We start from the raw sequence: 22287 nt of genomic DNA, 5'->3' as shown, positions 1-22287 counted from the left end.
ACAATAGCGATGGCCACATTTGGTTGGCTGTCGCTGTTTTTTCTTTAGTTCATGCACCATTTAATTGAATTCCAGATTTGCTAATGAATGCGTTTGCGTAATATTTTCTAACATCCATTGACAGGATTTGATGGATTGCATAGAATGAGTGATAAGAAATACCATAGAGGAGGGACAAGTCATGAGTGATGACATTCGCCGGAATATGGCCCTCTTTCCCATTGGGATCGTCATGAAGTTGACTGATCTTACTGCGAGGCAAATTCGCTATTACGAACAAAACGATCTTATCCAGCCTGCCCGCACCGAAGGGAAACAGCGCCTCTTTTCCTTTAATGACGTTGACCGTTTGTTAGAGGTTAAAGCACTGATTGAGAAGGGACTCAACATCGCAGGAATCAAACAGGTCTTGCAGTTGAATGAACCCGCCCCGGTACAGACAGAAATCACAACAACGTCCGAGACAAAACGGAAAGAGATGTCCGACAAGGAGCTGCACCAGTTGTTGAAGCAACAGATCATGTATCGCAATGCTTCGCGCTCAGGCGAGAATGCATTGATACGTGGAGAGCTTTCACGCTTTTTCCACTGATATAAGCTGTAAATAGAGACAGGAGGAGAGAAATGTGAGCAAGTTTACAAAAGAAGACATCATGCGTCTAGCACAAGAAGAGGATGTACGTTACATCCGCCTGCAGTTTACAGACCTGATGGGATTGATTAAAAACGTAGAGATCCCACTGTCTCAGCTGCCAAAAGCATTGGACAACAAAATGATGTTCGATGGTTCGTCCATTGAAGGTTTTGTTCGTATCGAAGAATCTGACATGTACCTGGTTCCTGATTTGGATACTTGGGTTGTCTTCCCTTGGGGTACCGAGCATGGCAAGGTAGCGCGTCTGATCTGTGATATTTACATGCCGGATGGAACTCCGTTCGAGGGGGATCCTCGCTACATCCTGAAGCGCGCTCTGAAAGAAGCGGAGGATATGGGCTTTACCGCTTTCAACGTAGGTCCAGAACCAGAATTCTTCCTGTTCAAACTGGATGAAAAAGGCGAACCAACCCTTGATCTGAACGACCAAGGCGGTTACTTTGACTTTGCTCCACTCGACTCCGGTGAAAACTGTCGTCGCGATATCGTTTTGACCTTGGAAAAAATGGGCTTTGAAGTAGAAGCTTCCCACCATGAAGTAGCTCCAGGTCAACACGAGATCGACTTTAAATATGCCAATGCCCTTCAAGCGGCTGACCAAATTTTGACCTTCAAGCTGGTAGTTAAAACCATTGCTCAAAAGCACGGTCTGCATGCGACATTTATGCCAAAACCGCTGTACGGCGTAGCGGGCTCCGGAATGCACGCCAACCAATCTCTCTTCCGTGGCAAAGAAAATGTATTCTACGATGAGAAAGACGAAATGGGATTGAGCGAAACAGCGAAGCAGTACTTGGCTGGAATCCTGATGCATGCTCGCGGATTTACTGCCATCACCAACCCGCTCGTCAACTCCTACAAGCGTCTCGTTCCCGGATATGAAGCACCTTGCTATGTGGCTTGGTCTGCGAAAAACCGTTCTCCGCTCATCCGGATTCCGGCTTCCCGCGGCTTGAGCACTCGTATTGAAGTGCGCAGTCCAGACCCAGCTACCAACCCTTACTTGGCTTTGGCAGTCATGCTCCGTGCAGGTTTGGATGGCATTAAAAACAAATTGCAAGCTCCTCCTGCCATTGACCGCAACATCTATGTCATGAATGAAGAAGAGCGTGAAGAAAACGGCATTGCAAATCTGCCAGCTAGCTTGAAGGAAGCACTCGAGTGCCTCAAGGCAGACTCCGTTATTTGCGAAGCGCTGGGTGAGCACGCGCTGATCCACTTCGTCGAAGCAAAAGAAATCGAATGGGATATGTTCCGCTCGCGTGTCCATGAATGGGAACGCACGCAGTACATGACGCTGTATTAATACCTCGAACCCCTTGTGCCTGTTGGTGCAGGGGGTTTTTCGTTTGGTGTTAAAAGTTTGTACAAGTTCGATTAATGGTAAATCTGAACAGATGCTGACAGCGCCAGTTTGTCCTCGGAGGAAACGGGAGTGATTCAGAATGACCAAAAGGGTTGTAGAGCTAATCGTTATTATGATTGAGTGGTCAAAGGAAGCCGGTGCGGATCATAAAGTAGTAGTAACAACCAAAAAAGTAGGAGAATTGTTCTATTTGGAGAATATGAATGATCAAACATTCGATTGGGGGAATTACTGTGGGTTTGTTAGACGGTTTAATGGGTAACGCTTCTGAGGTTAACATAACTGATGTTCAAAAAGAGTACGCGAAAATCCTAACGAAAAATGAGAATGTTGAAAAAGCGTACAAATTAATCCGTGACATGTTCATTTTCACAAACAAGCGATTAATACTTGTAGATAAGCAAGGGATTACCGGAAGAAAGATCGAGTACCACTCCATTCCATATAAAAGTATCCATCATTTTAGCATTGAAACAGCCGGGAATTTTGATTTGGATGCGGAACTGAAAATTTGGGTTTCAGGAAGTGCATTGCCGATCCAGAAGCAGTTTAACAAAAACCTGAACATTTATGCAGTACAAAGTGTATTGGCCGAATACGTTTTGGATTAGAAAAAAACCCGCCTTCAAAATTAGGCGGGTTTTGCTTTTAGTTGATTTTTCCCGAAGAAGGTAATGCGCTAAGTAATCATGAGTGTAAGCAGATGTAGGGACACAAGCTCAATTGTGATAGTGAGGTAGGCCCTATAAAAGAATGGTAAAGAAAAATGAAACGAGCCATACTGCAACACTTGTTAGGCAATACCTCCAGATACTAGATGACTTTCGGGCAAATAGAAAATTGCTTCCCAAACAAATGAATAAGTAAATCAGGATAACCAAATACCCGAGGGGACTAGTACTTGGAGATCGGCTACCATCAAGTGCACCTCCGGTCATTATGACAAATATTAGAACATAAACTCCTGCGATTCCAAAGAGGATGTTCAAAGCGACAGCAGATAGCTTCATCCACAAAGGTATTCACCTCGAAAAAGTTGTTATTTGTTTGACGCGCTTTAATCAATAATGTTGTCTCATGCTACAAAACAACATCCTCAATGATGTTAAATAGGCGGTGAATCGAACGAGGATGCTGTCGCTATTCACCGGCATCGGCGAAATTGATTTGGCAGCGACCTATTGACATTATTTGAGGAAGATACCCTTGCCAGAGGAAATATCAGCGATCGAAGGAGAGAGGGTTTTATCACAATGTGTAAAAGCAATAACCCTGCAGCAGCTTCTCCGCAGGGTTTCTATTACTGTTGCTGAAAGAATCCAGCCGAGACAATTAGAATGGTCTCCTAATCACGGGAATTCTCCGTGCTCCATTGCGAAGGAGCCTCTGAGCTTGTTCCCGGTTGATTCTTACAAGTACTGAAGTATCTGTTGCGTTTTCAACGTCGAAAACGGAGAAAAACTGGCGGTACTGAGATGGACAAGGGCATCCCCACAATTTTCGATTTTTGGTATTTTGACTAGAAGAGTGGACGGTCTACAATTCTACAGAGAAATGGGGGACAAATTGTTCTCTGTAGGTGTAAGAGGAGGAGTCATTCTTGTTTAGGTCATGTTCACTTCCACGTTTTACCTGCCTCGATTGAGAGCACATTCAAGACAAAAGTGATTTTCTATATGGAGTCGGTTAAGATATGGTTGAGGTGATGGGGATGTGTGGACGTTTTTCGCTTGTGACTGATCCGAATCAGTTGGTTCTACGCTTTGAACTGGATGACATGCCCTTCGTGTGGCAGACACGATACAACATCGCACCTGGACAACTCATACCAGCTATAATCGAGGATAGAGGGAAGCGCCGTATTGGGCACCTCCGCTGGGGATTGGTTCCGACTTGGGCGCAGGATCAGAAGATTGGTGGAAAAATGATTAATGCACGCGCTGAAACCTTGCATGAAAAGCCGGCTTTCCGACGCTTGCTGGAGCGAAAGCGATGTATCATTCCCGCAGACGGTTTTTATGAGTGGAAACAAACAGGACGATCCAAGCAGCCCATGCGAATCATGATGAAGAGCGGTGAACCGTTCGCATTCGCTGGTCTTTACGACACCTGGACAAGCCCGGATGGCGAGAAAGTACATACCTGTATCATTATTACGACAAGCCCGAATGCAGTAGCTGCCACGATTCATGAGCGGATGCCAGTCATTTTGCGACGAGAGGATGAGCAGATCTGGTTAAACCGCGAGATGTACGATTTGAAATTATTGCAGTCCTTAATGGTTCCATATGAAGCCGAACAAATGAAAGCATACGCAGTGCCAGCTAGCGTTGGCAGCCCCAAGAATGATGGGCCAGAGTGTATTCAAGCAATTACCGATCCCGTATAAAGGACAACTTAGTAGAACCCACCTTTACATGGGCGTGAGATGGAATAGGATTTCTTCCTTTTCCATAATTAATTGAAAAAACCAGCTTATCACGATCGATAATCTGGTTTTTGCTGCTGTATCGAAAAATCAGGGTTATCCTCTGTACTTCAAGCTCACTTTGACTCCAGCGCCACCTTTAAGCCCAGACTGATGTAAATAAAGCCGACAATTTTGTTCTTCCAAGGGCCAAGCCATGTGATTTTTTTGACCAAAACGCCAAGTGGGCGGATACTGCATGCGATGAGGGATGTATACAGCACACTAAGTCCGACGAAGATCAGACCTAAAACCATGAACTGGATAAAGGATGCTCCGCGCTCCGGATGAACAAACTGTGGGATGAAGGCCAGAAAGAATAATGCTGTTTTCGGATTAAGGACCTCTGCTACGATTGCCTGCCAGTAGGCTTTAAAAGATGTGACATCCTTCGTACCGGAGTCAGAGACTTCCTGATTGTCATCCTGCGGCTTCTCCATGATCGCGCGAATTCCCAGATAACATAAGTAAATGACCCCGGCATACTTGACGATGTTGAATGCAAGTGCTGAGTGCATCAGGATCGCGGACAGTCCCAATGCAGCAAAGAGCGTATGGATCAAATCGCCTGTGGCAATGCCCAGTCCAGCCAGAATGCCAGCTCTACGTCCACCCTGCACGGTACGAGTGATCGTAAGCAGCACAGCAGGGCCAGGGATTAAGAATAGGCCTATCACGAACGCGATGAATGTTCCCAATGTTGAAAGCTCAAACATGTTGATCTCCCCCAAAAAACGACTCTCGTTTTATGTTCTGAATCTATTTTTGCAGATGTAAAAGGAAATAATGAACCATTATCCCATGAAAACCACAGAATCCTAAGTGGTATTATCGCATAGGGCTTCCATAATAAATAGATGTTCTTTTTCTAGAAGCAGGCACAACATGCAACGAAGAAGAGGGTTGGTTCGTATACCACTAGAAGAAAGGAGTGCAATTCATGGAGATACTGCTGTGGGTTATCATCGTGGCTCTCTTCCTATTAAGCATCGCTGGAATATTCTTGCCTGTGCTTCCTGATACGGTGCTGTTGTGGGGAGGATTTTTACTTTACCACTTTTTTGTGGCGGGACCTGGAGAGGGATTGCCAGCATCCTTCTGGTGGGGCATGGTAGTGTTAAGTATACTGATGTATGGTGCGGATCTTTTGACCAATATGTATTTTGTCAAACGATACGGTGGATCGAAGTGGTCGTCGTTCGCTGCCGTTGTAGGGATCATTCTGGGGATCTTTATCTTTCCGCCATTTGGGATGATCATATTGCCGTTTGTACTGGTAGTTGTTGTGGAGCTTTTGCAAAATCAGCCTATTGAGCGAGCAGTAAAGGCAGGGGTGGGATCCCTAATCGGATTTCTCAGCAGTGCGGTAGTGAAAGTGGTCATTCAAATTGCAATGATCATCTGGTTTTTCCTCGCGATCTGAGGATGCAAATCGAATGGAGGAAAGCAAAAAGACAGCCGAGGCTGTCTTTTTTGTACGATCGGAAAGTTTAAGTGCGCTAAAGCGCTAAAAAGATTAGCGGAAGATAGTATAAGTGCAACTAAGGCTCCGCCAAAAGCTTGGCGTAGCCAAGTTTTCTAAAGTGAAATTAATGCATCAATCGATAGACACCGATCACTTTGCCCAAGATAGTTACAGTGTCCAGGATGATCGGTTCCATCGTCGAGTTTTCCGGTTGCAGGCGGAAGTGATTTTTTTCTTTGAAGAATCGCTTTACAGTCGCTTCGTCTTCTTCAGTCATAGCTACGACGATATCGCCATTGTTCGCAACACTTTGCTGGCGAACAATCACATAATCGCCGTCCAGAATACCCGCTTCAATCATACTGTTACCAGAGACTCGCAGCATATAGACCTTGTCCGCTGTGACGATGCTCTCTGGAAGTGGAAAATACTCTTCCACCTCTTCGATCGCGGTAATCGGCTGACCAGCCGTAACTTTACCGATGACAGGAACACGAACCACAAAATCTTCAAAATCGTCTTGAAAGCGATCCTCTTCGGACAATAATTCAATCGCCCTTGGCTTGGTAGGGTCGCGACGGATGAGGCCCTTTTTTTCCAGTCGTGCCAAATGGCCGTGTACAGTGGAGCTGGAGGCTAGTCCGACAGCTTCGCCAATTTCGCGGACAGACGGCGGATACCCTTTTTCACGAACTTCCTTGCGAATGAAGTCGATGATGGCTTGTTGCCGATTGGATAGTTTTGACATGAAAACACCTCTGTTTTCTCGAACATGTTTTCTATATTGTACCATGGGATCTTGCGTTCGACAAACATAAGTTCGACTTTTTTCTCGAATTGCTAGAAAAAGTTTGTCAAATGCGCTTGACATGAACAAGTGTTCGCATTTATGATGAGAACAAGAAAACAGAACGTACGTTTGTAGGAGGGTTAATCATGCATGCTACTCATTTACATAACCGATTTGCCAAAAAGGAAGTACGCCGTGTGCGATTTGGCGTTACGAGAGGACAGGCTATTCTCTTTCTCATCACTTTTTCTCTCTTTTTTTACTTGTTGACCGAACTGGTGTTTGCTTCGGTGGCAGAAGGCTCTGCAGGAAAAGAAAATGAAGCGGTAGTTGCGAGCGCTCCTTCTCTCATAGTACAAGAGGTGACAGTACGTGAGGGTGACAGCCTGTGGAAGCTGTCAGTCCGATATCAGGAAGAAGCGAACATGGATGTGCAGCGATTAGTAGAAGAGATCAAGGTCATCAATGAACTGGAAGATGTCGTGATCTATCCAGGCCAGACCTTGCTGATTCCGATCCCTCAATCTTAGACGGCTCTTAGATTTGCGCTGGATAGCCTGTGTGGTATAATAGAGCGGCATACCTGCAAAGTGGGAGGAACCAGCGGTGGTAACTGACGCAGAAATCAAACGTATTAACGAGCTTTCCAAAAAATCTCGCGAAGTGGGATTGTCGGATGAAGAGAAAAGCGAGCAAAAAGCACTTCGCCAAAAATATATCGACGCTGTTAAGCTTTCGTTGCGAGCTAATTTGGATTCCATTCGTTACGTAGAAGACCTTGAAGAAAACGGTCCAAAACAGTAAGATAACAGATACCGATATTCAACAGACATCCACGCATGAGGCTTGGGTGTCTTTTTCTATGAATAATGGATCGGGCAAGGTTGTGATTCTTCACGAATGGAGGAGAAGCAATGGGGTGGCTAGCAGTAGCGGTTGGCGGTGCCGTCGGTTCGTTGTTGCGTTACGCACTGTCATTGGTGGCTAATCAACCCGGTTGGCCGTATGGAACTTGGATCGTAAACATAGTTGGATCATTTTGTATAGGCGTATTTGCGGTCTGGGGAAAGGAACGGGGAGTGCTTTCTCCGGAATTGTACCTCTTGTTCGCAACTGGCTTGATGGGAGGGTTTACGACGTTTTCCACTTTCTCACTGGAGGTTGTCGCGTTTTGGATGGAGGGTCACTACAGTAAAGGGATTACCTATGGTTTGACCAGCGTGGTCGCGAGTATACTGGCGTGCGGTGCAGGGATTTGGCTGGCACGACAGTTTTCAGTGACAGTATAGCTGTCCATCAACCAAACTTTGAGAGGAGGATGACAGTTGGCTATACAGCATCGTGATTATGATCAGGAGCAAAAGAAGCTAGAGGAGACCGTTTCCATCATCGATAATGAGATTGCTCAATTACGCGAGGATATTCGGGACGCTACTGATGATTATGTGAAGCAGGTAGTGAATTTCTCCAAAGCAAAGGACCTGCGCTATTTGGAAGATCAGGGGCGAGAAAAGCCTTATTTTGGTCGAGTGGATTTCTTGAAGGATGAGGTCTATGAACTGGACTCGGTCTACATAGGAAAGCGCGGCATTGTGCGAAGTGATACATTTGACTCCATCGTGGTGGACTGGAGAGCACCGATTGCCAGTCTGTATTACTCCGGTGAAAGTAAGGATGCCTTTTACCGAATGGGTAGAGAGATTGTTCGTGGAGAAGTGAGACTGAAGCGTAATTTTGCGATTGAGCATGGAAAAATAACCGGGATCTATGACGGAGCGGTCAAAGAAACGATCAACCGGGAGATGGGACATCCTGACGAATTTTTGCAGGAGGGTTTTATCGACGAGTTTCTTGCAGCGAACTTGAATGAGACGAACGACAGTCGATTGAAGGACATTGTCGCTACGATTCAATCGGAACAAAACGATATCATTCGTGCTGAAAAAGAAAGGCCGATCGTGGTTCAGGGGGTTGCCGGTAGCGGAAAGACGACGATCGCCCTGCACCGTTTGTCTTATTTGATCTATAACTACCAGGACACCATGCTTTCGAAAAAATTCATGGTGTTTGCACCGAACCGCATGTTCTTGACGTATATCTCCGAGGTTTTGCCAGAACTCGGCGTGGATGACGTCCAACAGTCTACCTTTGTAGATTGGGCTGCTCGTCTGGTCAAACCCATCATGCCAAAAGGCTGGCGAATTACGAGCCCGGATAAGCCGTTGACGCTATTCTTTGAGGAAGATCAGAATCCAAGAGAACAGGAAATGGCGCGAAACCGTCTGAGATTCAAGGGTTCGCTGGTATGCCGTGACACTCTGGAACAGTATATACGGCATATTGTAGGGACAAGAATCCCCTTTAAAAAGCTCAGCTTCGTCTACACGAGGACCAAACAGGTTTTTGCCATTGATGGTGAGTTTATTAAACAGAGCTTTTTGGAGCTATTCTCCAACCTGCCGTACCAGCGACGGCTTGATGCCTTGCGCAAGCACCTGAAGCAGGAAATGAATAAGAAGTTTTACGCGCATTTACGTGAATTAAAAGTAGATCTGGATAAACAGGGCTTGGCTAAATTTGAGAAAATGCTCGATCAAATTCTCGATCAGTACATGACTTCGTTTCCGCGACTTGAAGTGTTTGCCTCATACCGTGAGCTGATGACTGACGAACAGCTTCTGCGCTTGCTGGCACCTGCAGACATTTCAGACGAGATCGTACACGATGTCAGTACGTCAACAATAGAGCTATTTGAACAGGAACGACTGGAAGTAGAGGATATTGCTCCGCTCCTGTACTTGCAGCATCTGATTGAAGGACTGGATAAGGCGGGACATTTTGACCATACGGTGATTGATGAAGCGCAAGATCTGAGTGCTTTGGAGATCGGGGTCATTGCCCTTATGACCAAGGGACATTCGATAACCGTTGTCGGAGATATTGCTCAGGGGATTCACGCATATAGGGGCATTCATTCCTGGGATGAACTGACACAGGGAATCTTTCAGCAACCCCGTGCAAGCTATTACACACTCTCTCAAAGCTATCGTTCTACTGTTGAAATTATGCGCTGTGCCAATGAGATCTTGCGCCGCATTGAATTGCCGGAAACCATTTTAGCGAAACCTGTCTTGAGACACGGTGAAATGCCATCTCTACTTACATCTTCTGCCGAAATAGAGCAGTGGAAAATGGTTGCCGATCGCGTAGAGCAGTATGTACGGGAAGGACTTCAATCGATTGCGATTGTCGCAAAGACCATTCAGGGAAGTAAAAAAGCACACAAGGCACTCAAAGAAAAGCTTCCAAATATAACCTTGCTAGGCAGTAAAGACAAGCAATATCCCGGAGGCATTACCGTCATGCCGGCCTTTTTGACCAAAGGCTTGCAATTTGATGCGGTGATCCTACTCGATGTCCATCAATACGAAGAAAATGAATGGGATGCGAAGCTGCTTTACGTAGCGATGACGCGACCTGTCCATCGCTTGGTGTTGACTGTAAGGCAAGGAGAAAACGCGCCGTTATTGGCAGATCTGCCGGTAGATTACTATGTAAATGAGTAACCAAAAGACCCCCAGCAATGCAAAAAGGAGCTGGGGGTCTTGTCATTCGTTAGAGATTAATGATCGCCGTGGTTACCTTTGGAAGGATTGGTAATCACGAAGCCTTCTTGCGGCAGGTATAGATAATCAATCGTGATTCCATCGAGCAAAGGATCATCCTTTTTTAAAACGACGTCAATTTCTTTGTCCGTCGAAATCACAACATCGTCCTCAGTAGGCTTGTCCAAAGCTAGGCCATAATGTGCATGGTCGCCATGCGCATGTGTTATGTAAGCGCGAAGCTTTAGTTCTTTGTCTTCTTCCTGATCCAAAATGGGCTTGAGTTGCTTCGCCGCATTACGCGTGATTTTTACTTTCATGAGGCAAGTCTCCTAACTTTGATAAAGTCTCTTCTACATTTTAGCAAAGAGGTAAATGCAGATGCAATGTTGAAACTCTAGAGGGAGTCACGGAAGAGAGGGGATAGAGCTGTGAAAAAGATAGATTTGCGCAGTGATACCGTAACAAAACCGACGGAAGCCATGATTGATGCGATGGCCCAAGCGGAAGTCGGCGATGATGTATACAAAGAAGATCCAACCATCAATCGTTTGGAGGAAATCGCAGCTGATTATTTAGGAAAAGAAGCTGCCTTGTTTGTTACCAGTGGAACGCAGGGGAATCAGGTTGCCGTGCTTACCCATTGTGTAAATGGCGATGAAGTGATTCTGGAAGCTGAGTCCCACCTGTTCTATTACGAAGCTGGGGCGATGGCGGCTTTAGCGGGCGTGCAGACACGTACTTTGCCTGGGGTCCGCGGGGCGATGCAAGCAACAGATGTCGAGAAGGCCATTCGCGGGGTGAATATTCATTATCCTCGTACCAAATTGATCTGTTTGGAAAACACACATAATCGAGCGGGTGGGGCTGTCCTTACCCCTGACCAGATGAAAGCCGTATACGATGTAGCATCTGCAAGGCATATTCCAGTCCATTTAGATGGCGCTCGTCTGTATAATGCAGCCGTAGCTTTAGGGATCGATGTACGTGAGCTGACTCGCTATACCGATACAGTTCAAGTCTGTTTGTCAAAAGGCTTGAGTGCACCGGTAGGCTCTGTTTTGGCGGGTGATCGCGACTTTATTGAAGAAGCGAGATGGTGGCGCAAAAAGCTGGGCGGAGGTATGCGGCAAGCGGGGTATCTGGCCGCGCCGGGTATTCTGGCCTTGACAGAGATGACCCAGCGTTTGCAGGAAGACCATGATCGTGCCAAGCAGCTGGAGGTTGGCCTTCAAAAATTGCAGATTGAAGTAGAACCTGTAGAGACAAACATCGTTCTGGTGAACACGCATTCCCTGAAACTTACAGCAGAACAATTTATTTCACGTCTGCGGGAAAAAGGAGTACTTGCCAACGATTTCGACCAGTACGTAACCCGCTTCACGACACACCGACATATTGAAGAACAGGATATTACCCGCGTGCTCGAGATCATGGAAGGCATCGTGGAAGAGACAAAGGCCCTCCGTTAAGTGGGGGCTTCTTTTTTGCGCTGCAAGTGAATCCGTCCATCTTGCGTGTAAATCATCAAAGCCAAAGAAATACTAAGGGTATCCAATCATTAGGAAATGAGGGATAACCATGATTTCAGCAAAAGACAGAGAACGCATCCAAAACCAGATGCAACGTGATGAAAGCAAAATAGTCAATATCGTGCTCGGCAATGATACGCAAGTGGCTGGAGAAATCGATAAAGCCACCCACCAAGGAATTTACCTGGCAGATGGCCGCTATTACAGCTATGAAGATATTCAGGAAATTAACGGCTTGTAGCCTGGGTGAAGCCTACAGGCGGAGAGCAGGGAAAAAGTGACGAAGTCCATCAGGCAATTCCTTTTGCCACAAACCCCAGACATGATCCCCTGGTTTTTCACGGTAGGAGATAGCTGCACCTTTTTGCTCCAGCACATTTTTGGCGAGTCGATTCCAGTGGACGAAGTCATACGTGCCTGTGTGTGTTTCGACGGCTGTTTCATCCAGGCCGACGACCATCCAGATGTTCAGCCAGGAAAGGCTTTCTGCTTGCGCAAGCTGGTCTTGGGTCGTTTGGAAAAAGGCGCCTGATAAGGAGAGAACCCGTCCGAATAGGTCAGGGCGATCCAGTGCAAGATGTAACGATACGGTGCCTCCAAGCGAATCACCAGCCAATACTCGTGCCGAGGAATCCCGGCGGACAGGGTAGCGCTCCTCGATATAGGGGAGCAATTCTCCTGTAAAGAAACGCTTGTACGCTTCGTTGCGTGAACCAGTAGCGGCATATTCACTGGTGCGTTTGCTGCGCTCAACCGAGACGCCGACGATCAGGAATGGTTCAATGCCTTCCTCCAGAATAAGCTGGTTGGCGATCGTAGCAATTCGTCCCATCGTGAAAAAGTCGTTTCCATCCTGACAGTAGACAACGGGATAGGAGAGAAGTTCATTATATCCAGGTGGCAAATAAACTTTGACCAAACGTGGTGAATCCACGTGAGTACTGGGTACTTCTTCTTTGACAATCGTGCGTTTTACATAATCAGACACGTTTTTTGGCCCCCCTGTTTTCATCAAATATAAAACTAAGGCTTGAAAAAAACTGATACAGCTTTTATAGTAAATGATAACAGAGAGGAAATAAACCCTGTAATATCAATACTATAACACATTGAACAGACTTTTCCCTGAGGTATAACAGGGTAGTGTAACAGGTGCTTGAAAACCGATTACACAGATCAATTTTTCTTCTGCTTTCCCAGGGATTCTTCCTTTGGATCATCTATCGCCCAATGACTGAGCAATCGCTTGGTTCATTTGTCCGGCGAGCGAAGGTTACAGGAAAAGCCCTTAAACTAGTGACGAGGTGAAATGTGATGAGCGTATCCACTGCTGTTGAACAAACAGGCAATAACACCCCGCTGCAAATTCTTGCACCGGATGGGACTGTAGTCCGTCCTGACTTGATGCCCAATCTCTCTGATGATGAATTGCGCGAACTCATGCGTAAAATGGTATTCACACGTGTGTGGGACCAACGTGCGATCAGCTTGAACCGTCAAGGTCGTCTTGGCTTCTACGCACCTGTAGCAGGACAAGAAGCGAGCATGATCGGTTCCGAGGCTGCTCTTTCCAAAGAAGACTTCATCCTGCCTAGCTACCGTGACATTCCACAAATGGTGTGGCACGGCTATCCGATGCATAAAGCATTCCTATACTCCCGCGGACATATCGAGGGTGGACGGATTCCAGAAGGCGTCAATGTTCTGATGCCGCAAATCATCATCGCAGCTCAATGTACGCAAGCAACTGGTGTTGCAATGGGCTACAAGCTGCGCGGTGAAAAGCGCGTTGCGATCAACTACTTCGGTGATGGAGCAACTTCGCAAGGTGACTTCTACGAAGGCATGAACTTTGCAGGCGTGTACAAGCTGCCTGTCATCTTCTTCTCTCAAAACAACGGCTATGCGATTTCTCTTCCGTTCGAAAAGCAAACGGCTTCTGAAAACATCGCTGTAAAAGCGGTTGCAGCAGGGATTGCAAGCGAGCGCATCGACGGTATGGACATCATGGCGGTTTACTATGCTGTACAAAAAGCAAAAGAGCGCGGTGTTAACGGCGAAGGTGCAACACTGATCGAAGCTTTGACTTACCGCTATGGCCCTCATACGATGGCAGGGGACGACCCAACTCGCTACCGTACAGGCGAAGAGCAAAGCGAGTGGGAACTGAAAGATCCATTGATTCGCTTCCGCAAATACCTGGAAGGCAAAGGCCTCTGGAGCGAAAAAGACGAGGAAGCTGTCATTGAAGAAGCGAAACAAGCGGTAGCTGACGCCATCAAAAAAGCAGATGAAACACCAAAAATGAAAGTATCCGAGCTGATCGATGTAATGTTCGAGACACTGCCACCTGCATTGGAAGAGCAAAAGGCAGAATACCTGGCGAAGGAGTCGAAGTAAGCCATGGCACAAATGACAATGGTTCAAGCCATTACGGATGCAATGCGCGTAGAGTTGAAACGCGACGAAACCGTACTCGTCTTTGGGGAAGACGTAGGGAACAACGGCGGGGTATTCCGCGCTACTGAAGGACTGCAAGCAGAATTCGGCGAGCAGCGCGTATTTGATACGCCGCTCGCTGAGTCCGGAATCGGCGGACTGGCAGTAGGACTTTCCATCAACGGATTCCGTCCTGTAGCCGAGATCCAATTCTTCGGGTTCGTATTCGAGACATTTGACGCGATTGCTTCCCAAGCAACTCGTATGCGTTACCGTTCCGGCGGACGTTTTTCCAGTCCTGTTACATTCCGCTCTCCATTTGGTGGAGGCGTGAAAACACCTGAGCTGCATGCTGACTCCCTCGAGGGCTTGATGCTGCAAACCCCAGGTCTGAAAGTCGTCATTCCTTCCAATCCATACGATGCAAAAGGCTTGCTGATCTCTGCAATCCGCGACAACGATCCAGTCGTTTTCCTGGAGCATATGAAGCTGTATCGTTCGTTCCGCCAAGAAGTTCCAGAGGGTGAGTACACCATTCCGCTGGGCAAGGCGAACATCGTCAAAGAAGGTAGCGACGTTACCATTATTACGTATGGTGCGATGGTGCATACCAGCCTGAAAGCGGCTGAAGAAATCGAGAAAGCACGTGGAGCGAAAGTAGAAGTAATCGACCTGAGAACGATTAGCCCACTCGATATCGACACGATCGTGGAATCTGTGAAGAAAACCAACCGTGCCATTGTTGTACAGGAAGCTCAAAAAACTTCTGGTGTAGCAGCGGAAATCATCACGCAAATCAATGAGCGTGCCATTCTTCACCTGGAAGCACCTGTCCTGCGCGTAACAGCTCCTGATACCGTATATCCTTTTGCACAGGCAGAGGATGTATGGCTCCCAGACGTGAAGCGTGTTGTGGACGGCCTGACCCAAGTGCTTGACTTCTAATGGCTTAACAAGGATACAATTGGCGGAAAAGTTGAGAGCTTTCCGCCTTCTTTTGGCACAAACCTGTTGAAAATACGGCAAGTGTTTATGAAGGAGGAGAATAGCGTGAGTCGTTTTACATTCAGACTCCCAGAGCTTGGTGAGGGTATCCATGAAGGCGAGATCGTCAAATGGCACGTCCAGCCGGGGGATTCCGTAGAAGAAGACCAAGTGATCATGGAAGTACAAAATGATAAAGCAGTAGTAGAAGTACCTTCTCCTGTAAAGGGAAAAGTCATTGATCTGAAAGTAACAGAAGGCACCGTAAGTGTCGTAGGTGATCCATTGATTGAATTCGAAGTGGAAGGGGAAATCCCGAACCTGCCTGACCACGGTCATGGTGAAGCACAAGCAACAGAAGCAGCACCAGCGCCTGCAGCAGATGAAAAGATGGAGCCAGGGTGTGATATTGGCTCCCAAGTGAGTGCAAACGCGAACCAGTCTTTGGAAACGCCTTTGGCATCTGCGGCAACAGCTACAGCAGTAGCTGCACCGATTGATCGCAAGCACGTATTGGCCACTCCATCTGTGCGGAAATATGCACGTGAAAAAGGAGTTAGCCTGAACACAGTACCGGGAACCGGCAAGCTGGGACGCATTACTCGTGAAGACGTAGACCGTTTTGTAGCAGGCGGTGCAGTAGCAGCGTCAGCTCCAGCAGCAGAGCAATCCAATGCGGCAGCTGTGGCTCCAGCAAGCGAAGCGCAAGCAGCGAGAGGTGTTTCCCAAGCAGCTGCGACTCCTACTGTTCATTACACTCCTACCCAAGGTGGAGAGATAGAAGAGCGTGTACCACTCAAAGGCATGCGTAAAGCGATTGCCAAAGCGATGGTCAAGTCCGCTTATACAGCACCACATGTCACCATCTTCGACGAAGTAGATGTGACAGCGCTTGTTGAAATGCGCAAAGAAGCGAAGCCTTTGGCAGAAGAACGCGGCATCAAACTGACGTATCTGCCTATGATCGTGAAGGCTGTAGTAGCAGGATTGAAGAAATTCCCTGAGCTGAACGCTTCCATCGATGATGAAAAACAAGAAATCATCTACAAAAAATACTATAACATCGGGATCGCGACTTCCACCGAGGATGGTCTCTTGGTACCAGTCGTGAAAGGTGCTGACAGCAAATCGATCTTCCAAATCTCGGCGGAGATCGGTGAACTTGCGAAAAAAGCTCGTGACCGCAAAGCAACTGCGGATGATCTGAAAGGTTCCACATTCAGCATCACCAATATTGGTTCTGCCGGTGGCATGTTCTTTACCCCAATTATCAACTATCCAGAGGTTGCCATTCTGGGAGTCGGCCGCATCACCGAAAAACCAGTGGTGAAAAACGGAGAAATCGTAGTGGGTCAAGTCCTGTCTCTCTCGCTCAGCTTTGACCATCGCTTGGTGGATGGCGAGCCTGCACAGCGTTTTGTCAACTACGTGAAGCAGCTTCTGGAAAACCCTACGCTGCTCGTCATGGAGGGATAAACAACTATGGTAGTAGGAGAATTTACAACAGAAGTAGACGTCCTCGTCATCGGCGCTGGTCCCGGCGGATATGTAGCAGCCATCCGTGCGGCTCAACTCGGGAAAACAGTTGCTGTGGTGGAAAAAGCAGAACTAGGCGGTGTGTGCCTAAACGTGGGTTGCATCCCTTCCAAGGCGATGATCCATGCAGCTCACACCTATGAGCATACGCAGCATACCGCATCTATGGGGATTACCATGGATAACGTACGAGTGGATTTTGCCAAAGTACAAGAATGGAAGGGCGGCATTGTCAAACAATTGACAGGTGGAGTCGCTTCTCTGTTTAAAGGACACAAAATCCAGGTTATCCCTGGAGAAGCCTTGTTCGTAACTGAAAATGAAGTTCGTGTATTCCACGGCTACGATGTAAACCGTTATCGCTTTGAGCATTGCATCATCGCGACAGGCTCTCGTCCAATCGAGCTGCCGGCATTCCCGTTTGGCAAACGTGTGCTGTCTTCTACAGAAGCACTCTCCCTCACGGAGCTGCCTAAAAGCCTCGTGATCATCGGTGGTGGATATATCGGGATTGAGCTGGGTACCGTGTTTGCGAAATTCGGTACGAAAGTGACAATCCTCGAAGGTTCTGATCAGATTCTGCCGGGCTTTGAGCCGGATATGCCGCGATTGGTGGAGCGCAAGCTGAAAAAGCTGGGCGTGGAAATCAAAACCAAGGCTTTGGCTCAAGGTATGGAAGAGACCGAAAATGGCGTCATTGTTTCCGCTGAAGTGAAGGGCGAACAACAGAAAATCGAAGCTGAATACATCCTGGTTACCGTAGGACGTCGTCCAAATACAGATGAGCTTGGTCTACGTGAAGTGGGAATGAACCTGACAGACAGAGGTCTGGTCGTTGTCGATAAGCAAGGCCGTACGAACATCCCGAATGTCTACGCGATCGGTGATATCGTAGCTGGACCAGCTTTGGCTCACAAAGCATCCTATGAGGCGAAAGTGGCGGCTGAAGCAATCGCGGGCAAACCTTCCGAAGTAGATTACAAGGCAATTCCTGCTGTTGTTTTCTGCGATCCGGAAATTGCAAGCGTTGGAATCAACGAAAGAGAAGCCAAAGAACAGGGTATCGATTATATTGTCGGTCGTTTTCCTTTCGCAGCAAACGGACGTGCGCTGTCCGTTAATGCAGGCGAAGGCTATGTAAAACTGATTGCCGATAAGGAATCTAAGCTCGTTCTTGGTGCGCAAATCGTGGGACCAGAAGCGTCCAATATTATCGCTGAAGTAGGATTGGCTATTGAAATGGGTGCGACCTTAGAGGATATCGAGTTGACCATCCATGCGCATCCAACTTTGGGCGAAGTTACGATGGAAGCTGCCGAATTGGCATTGGGTCATCCGATTCATGTAATGAAGTAGGCTCTATTCACCACGAGTGCAGACATAACTATAAACGTACAAATCAATAGCCTTGTACCAAAAAATCGGTGCAAGGCTATTTCTTCCACATATACCCTTTCCAGTATATCGTATATAATGTAAAATAGTGGGAGACTTAGTGCGGGTGGGGGTCGGCAGCATGGAGATTACGAGTAAGATGATTGATGACTTGCGGCATAAGCTCGAAAGCGCTGCAAAAAACGCAGGTTACAATTTTCTTGACCCAGAAATCGTGAGAATTAGCCAACAGCTGGATAAACTCATTGTTGCACACATGCGACAATACGAAAAACGCCCATCGTAGGGCGTTTTTATTGGGTTAACGGCTTGAATAGCTGAGTGGGTAAAGCAGATAGAGGCTCGTTTTTTTCTTTGAGTGGGAAGTGGAACAGGTAAAATAACTGGGCTGCAAGATCAGGCTTTGTACTTGTTCATCAGGGTCAGAAGTGTGTAAGGCAAGCATGTTCCTTTCCTCTTGAAATGAGAATGATGGGAAAAGTTTGTATAGATAGGATTGTAGAGTCGGAAAGTCTGCACAAGCTTGCTGAATTCTTTCCGCTTCAGTAACAAAAAGCGGGGCTATTTTTTCCCAGGTCGCTTCAAAAAGCAACTGCCAGTACGAAGACATAAACAGGTTGAAGCGGCCTTTGACAAAGTCAGGGTCATTTTGTATGTCGTCAGCGACTGGAGGACGTTCATGATAGTGGTTCCAACTGGCAATAAGCGGCTTCAAGCTTTGAGCAAAGGCATCTGTTGTGAGTGTGACAAAATATTGGTACAGCTCAGAAACGCTCATTACTCCTTTGGTTTGATCCGCTTCGAATAGATCTGGGATGCCGTATCGAAACAGGGGACAAAGATAATCCCAATCATTGAACAGACCTTCCATACGAAACCTCTCGATGACCTCGTTCGTCCATACTTGATATGGCTCTGGTGGTTCGATCTGTGCCAACGCGTGTAGACTCGCCGCTAATTCATACAGCGGAGAGACATGATAGCTGACATGATTGGATAGTGGGCTATTGCCCGACAGAGGAATGAGAATCATCTTTAGCTTTAACCTCCAATCAAAATGGTAAATTAATCATAGTTCAACCAGATGGGACAATTCAATCTTTTTTGTTGTAAATAAAAGGAAAAACACCCGGCTGTCAGGGCCGGGTGTCGTAGTTTGAACTCTTTTGTAGAAAGTCCTTATCCTTCTCTTGTTTTAATCTGTCGGGAATGATTTTGCTGTTTCACTTTTTTTGAGCCTGGAAGCGGTTCTCCAGTCTGCTCTAGTGGTTGTGCCTCGTTGTTGTACACTTGATGTGGGTTTTCCTCAAAATTAGGATCGTTTCTCATCGAATTCAACTCCTTCTCGCATAGTTTGATGCAAGTGAAGGATGACGAAACATAGGAAATGCTGGTATTCTATAAGGAAGCTTGTACGCACCATCGATATATAACATAATAATTATTATGTTAACTGATAAAGAGGTAATGGACAGTACTGGGATCAGAAAGGAGCGATTATATGCCACTGTTGATAGCACCCGTTTTCAATTCGACTGCGACAAAACCGTTCCGCATTGAGCTGCCTAATTCCTACTACCTCGTAGCTGGTGCCGAGAAGCCATACGAGCTGGCATCCAAGTATCTACGCAATGAGATGGACGAAAACAAACGTCTATTCGATAAACGAGTTGAACCGACTAGCATGTTCCTTGTAGCAGATTATCCTGACATGAGGATTACAGAGGATCAGGATTGGATTGAAGAAATCGAAAGCAAGCTGAACATCTCGGTTATTAATGGAATTTGCTCCATCCCGTATGTCATTACCATCGAGAAAAATATGTACGGGATTACGTATCTCAAACGTTCGCTAGACGGTCCCAAATATATATTTGATCAGGATGCCGAGACTATATTCATGTCGTTGCTTGATCAAAAGTTACCCTCGCTTGCCTTTCGCCGTTATACGCTTTCTCTGGAAAAAAAGAGCCCCGAAGATCAACTGCTCGATTTGTGGATTGCGCTTGAATCCTTGTTTGTACCTGATGGAAAAAAGGGCGAAATCACCTACAAATTACGGCTTCGGATGGCGTATTATTTTGGAGCAACGTTTGAGGAACGGCAAAATATTGCGGAGTTCATCAAAAAATCGTATAATCATCGATCAGAGATCGTTCATAGTGGAAAAGTTTTCGGCAAAAAGATTGTCAATGAAGTCAATTTGCTGAGGATGATGGCTCGGGCTGCCATTTTGAATACAGCGATGGAAGGCATTACGATTCAGGATTTACGCAATCGCTTGGATGAATTGATCATGTCAGGCGAGAATTATGTACAGCGCTATGCACCGCAACGCTTTGAAAGAATTACTTTAAACGTCTAAGAGAGGTTACGAACCAGGAGGAACCTATGAGTGTATTGATTGTGGAAAATTTGTCCCACGGCTTTGGGGATCGTATTTTGTTTCGCGAAGTATCATTTCGTCTGCAGCCCGGAGATCGTGTAGGTCTCGTCGGTGCGAACGGTACAGGAAAATCAACGATGATGGGTATTCTGACCGGTCAAAACATGCCTGATCATGGCCGGATTGAATGGATGCCCAAGGTCCAATACGGATACTTGGATCAACACACCAAGCTTCAAGCAGGAAAAACGATCCGTGATGTACTGAAGGATGCATTCTTGCCACTGCTGGAGCAGGAAGCAGAGCTGATGGTGATAGGGGAGAAGATGGCAGAAGCATCTCCTGAAGAACTGGAAGAACTGCTGGAGCGCATGGGTGAAATCCAGGATCGTCTGGAAACCAGCGGCTTTTATCTGATCGATGCCAAAGTCGATGAGATTGCCAATGCTTTAGGGCTTAGCGCCATCGGTCTGGAACGAGATGTCGCTTCTTTATCGGGTGGACAAAGAACCAAAGTTCTGCTGGCCAAACTGCTACTGGAACGTCCTACGGTTCTGCTGCTTGATGAGCCGACAAACTACCTGGATGAAGAGCATATCGTATGGCTCAAAAACTATCTGAAAGAGTATCCGTATGCGTTTATGCTGATTTCTCATGATACCTCCTTCATGAACGAGGTAGTTAACGTCATTTACCATCTGGAATTCACCAAGCTGAATCGGTATACCGGAAACTACGAGTCTTTCCTGGCGCAGTCAGAAACGAAGCGTACCCAGCATTTTGACGCATTCGAGAAGCAACAGGAAGAGATTGCTAAAATGGAAGACTTCATCGCGAGAAACAAGGCTAGGGCGTCTACCACCGGACGCGCGAAAAGCCGCCAGAAGCAATTGGATCGTATGGATCGCATCGACAAACCTGAGACAGCAGCCAAGCCGACCTTTATCTTTAAGGAATCCCGCGCCAGCAGCCGCTTTGTGGTTGAAGCAGAGGATCTGGAAATCGGCTACAGCCACACGCTTTTACCGAAGCTGACTGTCAAGCTGGAGCGAGGCGAAAAAGTAGCGATCGTCGGTATGAACGGTGTGGGTAAATCTACTTTGCTGAAAACGCTGCTGGGTATCATTCCACCACTAGGAGGCAAGTTGGATCGAGGAGATTTCCTGCATCCAGCCTACTTCGAACAAGAAGTGAAGGCGAAGCCCCTTACCGCCTTGGAAGAAGTCTGGAATGAATTCCCTGCGATGAACAACCACGAGGTTCGCGGAGCGCTTGCTCGCTGCGGACTGAAAAATGAACACATTAACCGGAACATGAACGCTCTCTCCGGTGGCGAGCAGGCAAAGGTCCGCCTCTGCAAACTGCTTCAACGGGAAAGCAACTGGCTTGTCTTTGACGAGCCAACGAACCATTTGGACGTTGTAGCCAAGGAAGAGCTGAAGCGTTCCTTGAAGGAGTTTAAGGGAACCGTCCTCCTGGTATGTCACGAACCTGAATTTTACGAGGATTGGGTTACACAGGTTTGGAATGTGGAGGAGTGGAGCCAGGCTCAAGCCAAAGCTCCAATTAAACTCTAGGATGTAAAGATAACAGGCACTCCCGGCTGAAGGGGAGTGCCTGTTTTTGGTGCGGACTTTAAGGTGAAGGGGCAACCGGAATATGGTAAT

Annotated in this window: 24 protein-coding genes; 18 read left to right on the top strand and 6 right to left on the bottom strand. The window is 47.0% G+C overall.

The genetic code is table 11. From position 1 onward, the window contains the following. The first annotated feature begins 181 nt into the window (after nucleotides 1-181). The 4 genes from EDM52_RS12825 (at nucleotide 182) to EDM52_RS12810 (ending at nucleotide 4410) form a co-directional block, all read left to right on the top strand. A complete protein-coding gene (locus tag EDM52_RS12825) occupies nucleotides 182-592 on the top strand; it encodes a MerR family transcriptional regulator (protein WP_122909373.1) in 411 nt (136 codons plus the stop codon). A gap of 34 nt (nucleotides 593-626) precedes the next feature. Next, the gene (glnA, locus tag EDM52_RS12820; protein ID WP_122909372.1) at nucleotides 627-1961 is read left to right on the top strand and encodes a type I glutamate--ammonia ligase; all 1335 of its coding nucleotides are present in this window, start codon (nucleotides 627-629) and stop codon (nucleotides 1959-1961) included. 293 nt (nucleotides 1962-2254) lie between these two features. After that, nucleotides 2255-2632 (top strand): PH domain-containing protein, encoded by a 378-nt coding sequence (locus tag EDM52_RS12815; RefSeq protein WP_122909406.1) that lies wholly within the window; start codon nucleotides 2255-2257, stop codon nucleotides 2630-2632. A gap of 1100 nt (nucleotides 2633-3732) precedes the next feature. Continuing rightward, a complete protein-coding gene (locus EDM52_RS12810; RefSeq protein ID WP_122909405.1) occupies nucleotides 3733-4410 on the top strand; it encodes an SOS response-associated peptidase in 678 nt (225 codons plus the stop codon). A 155-nt stretch (nucleotides 4411-4565) separates the two neighbouring features. On the opposite strand, the gene EDM52_RS12805 is transcribed toward EDM52_RS12810, so the two are convergent. After that, nucleotides 4566-5204, bottom strand: a complete 639-nt coding sequence (locus tag EDM52_RS12805; protein ID WP_122909371.1) for a LysE family translocator — start codon at nucleotides 5202-5204, stop codon at nucleotides 4566-4568. A 224-nt stretch (nucleotides 5205-5428) separates the two neighbouring features. Here EDM52_RS12805 and EDM52_RS12800 point away from each other — a divergent pair, with 224 nt between their 5' ends. Then, nucleotides 5429-5911, top strand: a complete 483-nt coding sequence (locus EDM52_RS12800) for a DUF456 domain-containing protein (protein ID WP_122909370.1) — start codon at nucleotides 5429-5431, stop codon at nucleotides 5909-5911. A 166-nt stretch (nucleotides 5912-6077) separates the two neighbouring features. Here EDM52_RS12800 and lexA read toward each other — a convergent pair whose 3' ends face one another. Further along, complete coding sequence (gene lexA, locus EDM52_RS12795; protein WP_122909369.1) at nucleotides 6078-6701, bottom strand: transcriptional repressor LexA; 624 nt, start codon at nucleotides 6699-6701, stop codon at nucleotides 6078-6080. A gap of 188 nt (nucleotides 6702-6889) precedes the next feature. Between lexA and yneA the strand changes: the two genes are divergently transcribed. From yneA to EDM52_RS12775, 4 genes are all read left to right on the top strand, one after another. Beyond that, entirely contained in the window at nucleotides 6890-7273 is a 384-nt protein-coding gene (yneA, locus tag EDM52_RS12790) for a cell division suppressor protein YneA (protein WP_122909368.1), read from the top strand. Nucleotides 7274-7349: 76 nt separating this feature from the next. Further along, the gene (locus EDM52_RS12785) at nucleotides 7350-7547 is read left to right on the top strand and encodes a DUF896 domain-containing protein (RefSeq protein ID WP_122909367.1); all 198 of its coding nucleotides are present in this window, start codon (nucleotides 7350-7352) and stop codon (nucleotides 7545-7547) included. 110 nt (nucleotides 7548-7657) lie between these two features. Continuing rightward, complete coding sequence (crcB, locus tag EDM52_RS12780; RefSeq protein WP_122909366.1) at nucleotides 7658-8032, top strand: fluoride efflux transporter CrcB; 375 nt, start codon at nucleotides 7658-7660, stop codon at nucleotides 8030-8032. A gap of 36 nt (nucleotides 8033-8068) precedes the next feature. Beyond that, nucleotides 8069-10309, top strand: a complete 2241-nt coding sequence (locus EDM52_RS12775; protein ID WP_122909365.1) for a HelD family protein — start codon at nucleotides 8069-8071, stop codon at nucleotides 10307-10309. A gap of 56 nt (nucleotides 10310-10365) precedes the next feature. On the opposite strand, the gene EDM52_RS12770 is transcribed toward EDM52_RS12775, so the two are convergent. Beyond that, complete coding sequence (locus EDM52_RS12770) at nucleotides 10366-10668, bottom strand: HesB/IscA family protein (protein WP_122909364.1); 303 nt, start codon at nucleotides 10666-10668, stop codon at nucleotides 10366-10368. A 111-nt stretch (nucleotides 10669-10779) separates the two neighbouring features. Between EDM52_RS12770 and ltaE the strand changes: the two genes are divergently transcribed. Both ltaE and EDM52_RS12760 read left to right on the top strand, forming a co-directional pair. Beyond that, nucleotides 10780-11820, top strand: a complete 1041-nt coding sequence (gene ltaE, locus EDM52_RS12765; protein WP_276330115.1) for a low-specificity L-threonine aldolase — start codon at nucleotides 10780-10782, stop codon at nucleotides 11818-11820. Between the two features lie 109 nt (nucleotides 11821-11929). After that, entirely contained in the window at nucleotides 11930-12121 is a 192-nt protein-coding gene (locus tag EDM52_RS12760; RefSeq protein ID WP_183185062.1) for a hypothetical protein, read from the top strand. 12 nt (nucleotides 12122-12133) lie between these two features. Here the strand turns inward: EDM52_RS12760 and EDM52_RS12755 are convergent, their stop codons facing one another. After that, nucleotides 12134-12868 carry an alpha/beta hydrolase gene (locus EDM52_RS12755; protein WP_122909362.1) on the bottom strand — a complete coding sequence of 245 codons (735 nt, stop codon included), beginning with the start codon at nucleotides 12866-12868 and terminating at the stop codon, nucleotides 12134-12136. Nucleotides 12869-13194: 326 nt separating this feature from the next. On the opposite strand from EDM52_RS12755, the gene pdhA reads away from it, so the two are divergent. From pdhA to EDM52_RS12730, 5 genes are all read left to right on the top strand, one after another. Further along, nucleotides 13195-14280, top strand: coding sequence for a pyruvate dehydrogenase (acetyl-transferring) E1 component subunit alpha (gene pdhA / locus EDM52_RS12750; protein ID WP_122909361.1), 1086 nt, complete (start codon nucleotides 13195-13197; stop codon nucleotides 14278-14280). Nucleotides 14281-14283: 3 nt separating this feature from the next. After that, nucleotides 14284-15264, top strand: a complete 981-nt coding sequence (locus EDM52_RS12745; protein ID WP_122909360.1) for an alpha-ketoacid dehydrogenase subunit beta — start codon at nucleotides 14284-14286, stop codon at nucleotides 15262-15264. A 105-nt stretch (nucleotides 15265-15369) separates the two neighbouring features. After that, complete coding sequence (locus EDM52_RS12740; RefSeq protein WP_122909359.1) at nucleotides 15370-16779, top strand: dihydrolipoamide acetyltransferase family protein; 1410 nt, start codon at nucleotides 15370-15372, stop codon at nucleotides 16777-16779. 6 nt (nucleotides 16780-16785) lie between these two features. Further along, nucleotides 16786-18195, top strand: a complete 1410-nt coding sequence (gene lpdA / locus EDM52_RS12735) for a dihydrolipoyl dehydrogenase (protein ID WP_122909358.1) — start codon at nucleotides 16786-16788, stop codon at nucleotides 18193-18195. Nucleotides 18196-18355: 160 nt separating this feature from the next. Continuing rightward, nucleotides 18356-18520 carry an aspartyl-phosphate phosphatase Spo0E family protein gene (locus EDM52_RS12730; RefSeq protein ID WP_122909357.1) on the top strand — a complete coding sequence of 55 codons (165 nt, stop codon included), beginning with the start codon at nucleotides 18356-18358 and terminating at the stop codon, nucleotides 18518-18520. Nucleotides 18521-18535: 15 nt separating this feature from the next. Here EDM52_RS12730 and EDM52_RS12725 read toward each other — a convergent pair whose 3' ends face one another. After that, the gene (locus EDM52_RS12725; protein ID WP_122909356.1) at nucleotides 18536-19267 is read right to left on the bottom strand and encodes a hypothetical protein; all 732 of its coding nucleotides are present in this window, start codon (nucleotides 19265-19267) and stop codon (nucleotides 18536-18538) included. 146 nt (nucleotides 19268-19413) lie between these two features. Then, on the bottom strand, nucleotides 19414-19563 hold the full coding sequence (locus tag EDM52_RS12720) for a small acid-soluble spore protein P (RefSeq protein ID WP_122909355.1): 150 nt from the start codon (nucleotides 19561-19563) through the stop codon (nucleotides 19414-19416). A gap of 172 nt (nucleotides 19564-19735) precedes the next feature. On the opposite strand from EDM52_RS12720, the gene EDM52_RS12715 reads away from it, so the two are divergent. Together EDM52_RS12715 and EDM52_RS12710 are read left to right on the top strand one after the other, a co-directional pair. After that, nucleotides 19736-20599 (top strand): HEPN domain-containing protein, encoded by an 864-nt coding sequence (locus EDM52_RS12715; RefSeq protein ID WP_122909354.1) that lies wholly within the window; start codon nucleotides 19736-19738, stop codon nucleotides 20597-20599. A gap of 26 nt (nucleotides 20600-20625) precedes the next feature. After that, nucleotides 20626-22197, top strand: coding sequence for an ABC-F family ATP-binding cassette domain-containing protein (locus EDM52_RS12710; RefSeq protein ID WP_122909353.1), 1572 nt, complete (start codon nucleotides 20626-20628; stop codon nucleotides 22195-22197). The last annotated feature ends 90 nt before the right edge of the window (nucleotides 22198-22287 follow it).

This window comes from Brevibacillus invocatus (genome assembly GCF_003710915.1).
Classification (GTDB): domain Bacteria; phylum Bacillota; class Bacilli; order Brevibacillales; family Brevibacillaceae; genus Brevibacillus; species Brevibacillus invocatus.
The sequence above is the reverse complement of the archived record's forward strand: the minus strand, read 5'-3'. Positions and strand labels throughout refer to the sequence as shown.

What these genes read in the sequence shown, in the direction of transcription:
- EDM52_RS12745 (WP_122909360.1), top strand. Translation starts at nt 14,284, where the DNA reads ATGGCACAAATGACAATGGTTCAAGCCATTACGGATGCAATGCGCGTA.
- EDM52_RS12715 (WP_122909354.1), top strand. Translation starts at nt 19,736, where the DNA reads ATGCCACTGTTGATAGCACCCGTTTTCAATTCGACTGCGACAAAACCG.
- EDM52_RS12825 (WP_122909373.1), top strand. Translation starts at nt 182, where the DNA reads ATGAGTGATGACATTCGCCGGAATATGGCCCTCTTTCCCATTGGGATC.
- lpdA (WP_122909358.1), top strand. Translation starts at nt 16,786, where the DNA reads ATGGTAGTAGGAGAATTTACAACAGAAGTAGACGTCCTCGTCATCGGC.
- EDM52_RS12730 (WP_122909357.1), top strand. Translation starts at nt 18,356, where the DNA reads ATGGAGATTACGAGTAAGATGATTGATGACTTGCGGCATAAGCTCGAA.
- EDM52_RS12770 (WP_122909364.1), bottom strand. Translation starts at nt 10,668, where the DNA reads ATGAAAGTAAAAATCACGCGTAATGCGGCGAAGCAACTCAAGCCCATT.
- EDM52_RS12720 (WP_122909355.1), bottom strand. Translation starts at nt 19,563, where the DNA reads ATGAGAAACGATCCTAATTTTGAGGAAAACCCACATCAAGTGTACAAC.
- yneA (WP_122909368.1), top strand. Translation starts at nt 6,890, where the DNA reads ATGCATGCTACTCATTTACATAACCGATTTGCCAAAAAGGAAGTACGC.
- EDM52_RS12810 (WP_122909405.1), top strand. Translation starts at nt 3,733, where the DNA reads ATGTGTGGACGTTTTTCGCTTGTGACTGATCCGAATCAGTTGGTTCTA.
- EDM52_RS12805 (WP_122909371.1), bottom strand. Translation starts at nt 5,204, where the DNA reads ATGTTTGAGCTTTCAACATTGGGAACATTCATCGCGTTCGTGATAGGC.
- EDM52_RS12710 (WP_122909353.1), top strand. Translation starts at nt 20,626, where the DNA reads ATGAGTGTATTGATTGTGGAAAATTTGTCCCACGGCTTTGGGGATCGT.
- lexA (WP_122909369.1), bottom strand. Translation starts at nt 6,701, where the DNA reads ATGTCAAAACTATCCAATCGGCAACAAGCCATCATCGACTTCATTCGC.
- EDM52_RS12800 (WP_122909370.1), top strand. Translation starts at nt 5,429, where the DNA reads ATGGAGATACTGCTGTGGGTTATCATCGTGGCTCTCTTCCTATTAAGC.
- EDM52_RS12725 (WP_122909356.1), bottom strand. Translation starts at nt 19,267, where the DNA reads ATGATTCTCATTCCTCTGTCGGGCAATAGCCCACTATCCAATCATGTC.
- pdhA (WP_122909361.1), top strand. Translation starts at nt 13,195, where the DNA reads ATGAGCGTATCCACTGCTGTTGAACAAACAGGCAATAACACCCCGCTG.
- EDM52_RS12760 (WP_183185062.1), top strand. Translation starts at nt 11,930, where the DNA reads ATGATTTCAGCAAAAGACAGAGAACGCATCCAAAACCAGATGCAACGT.
- crcB (WP_122909366.1), top strand. Translation starts at nt 7,658, where the DNA reads ATGGGGTGGCTAGCAGTAGCGGTTGGCGGTGCCGTCGGTTCGTTGTTG.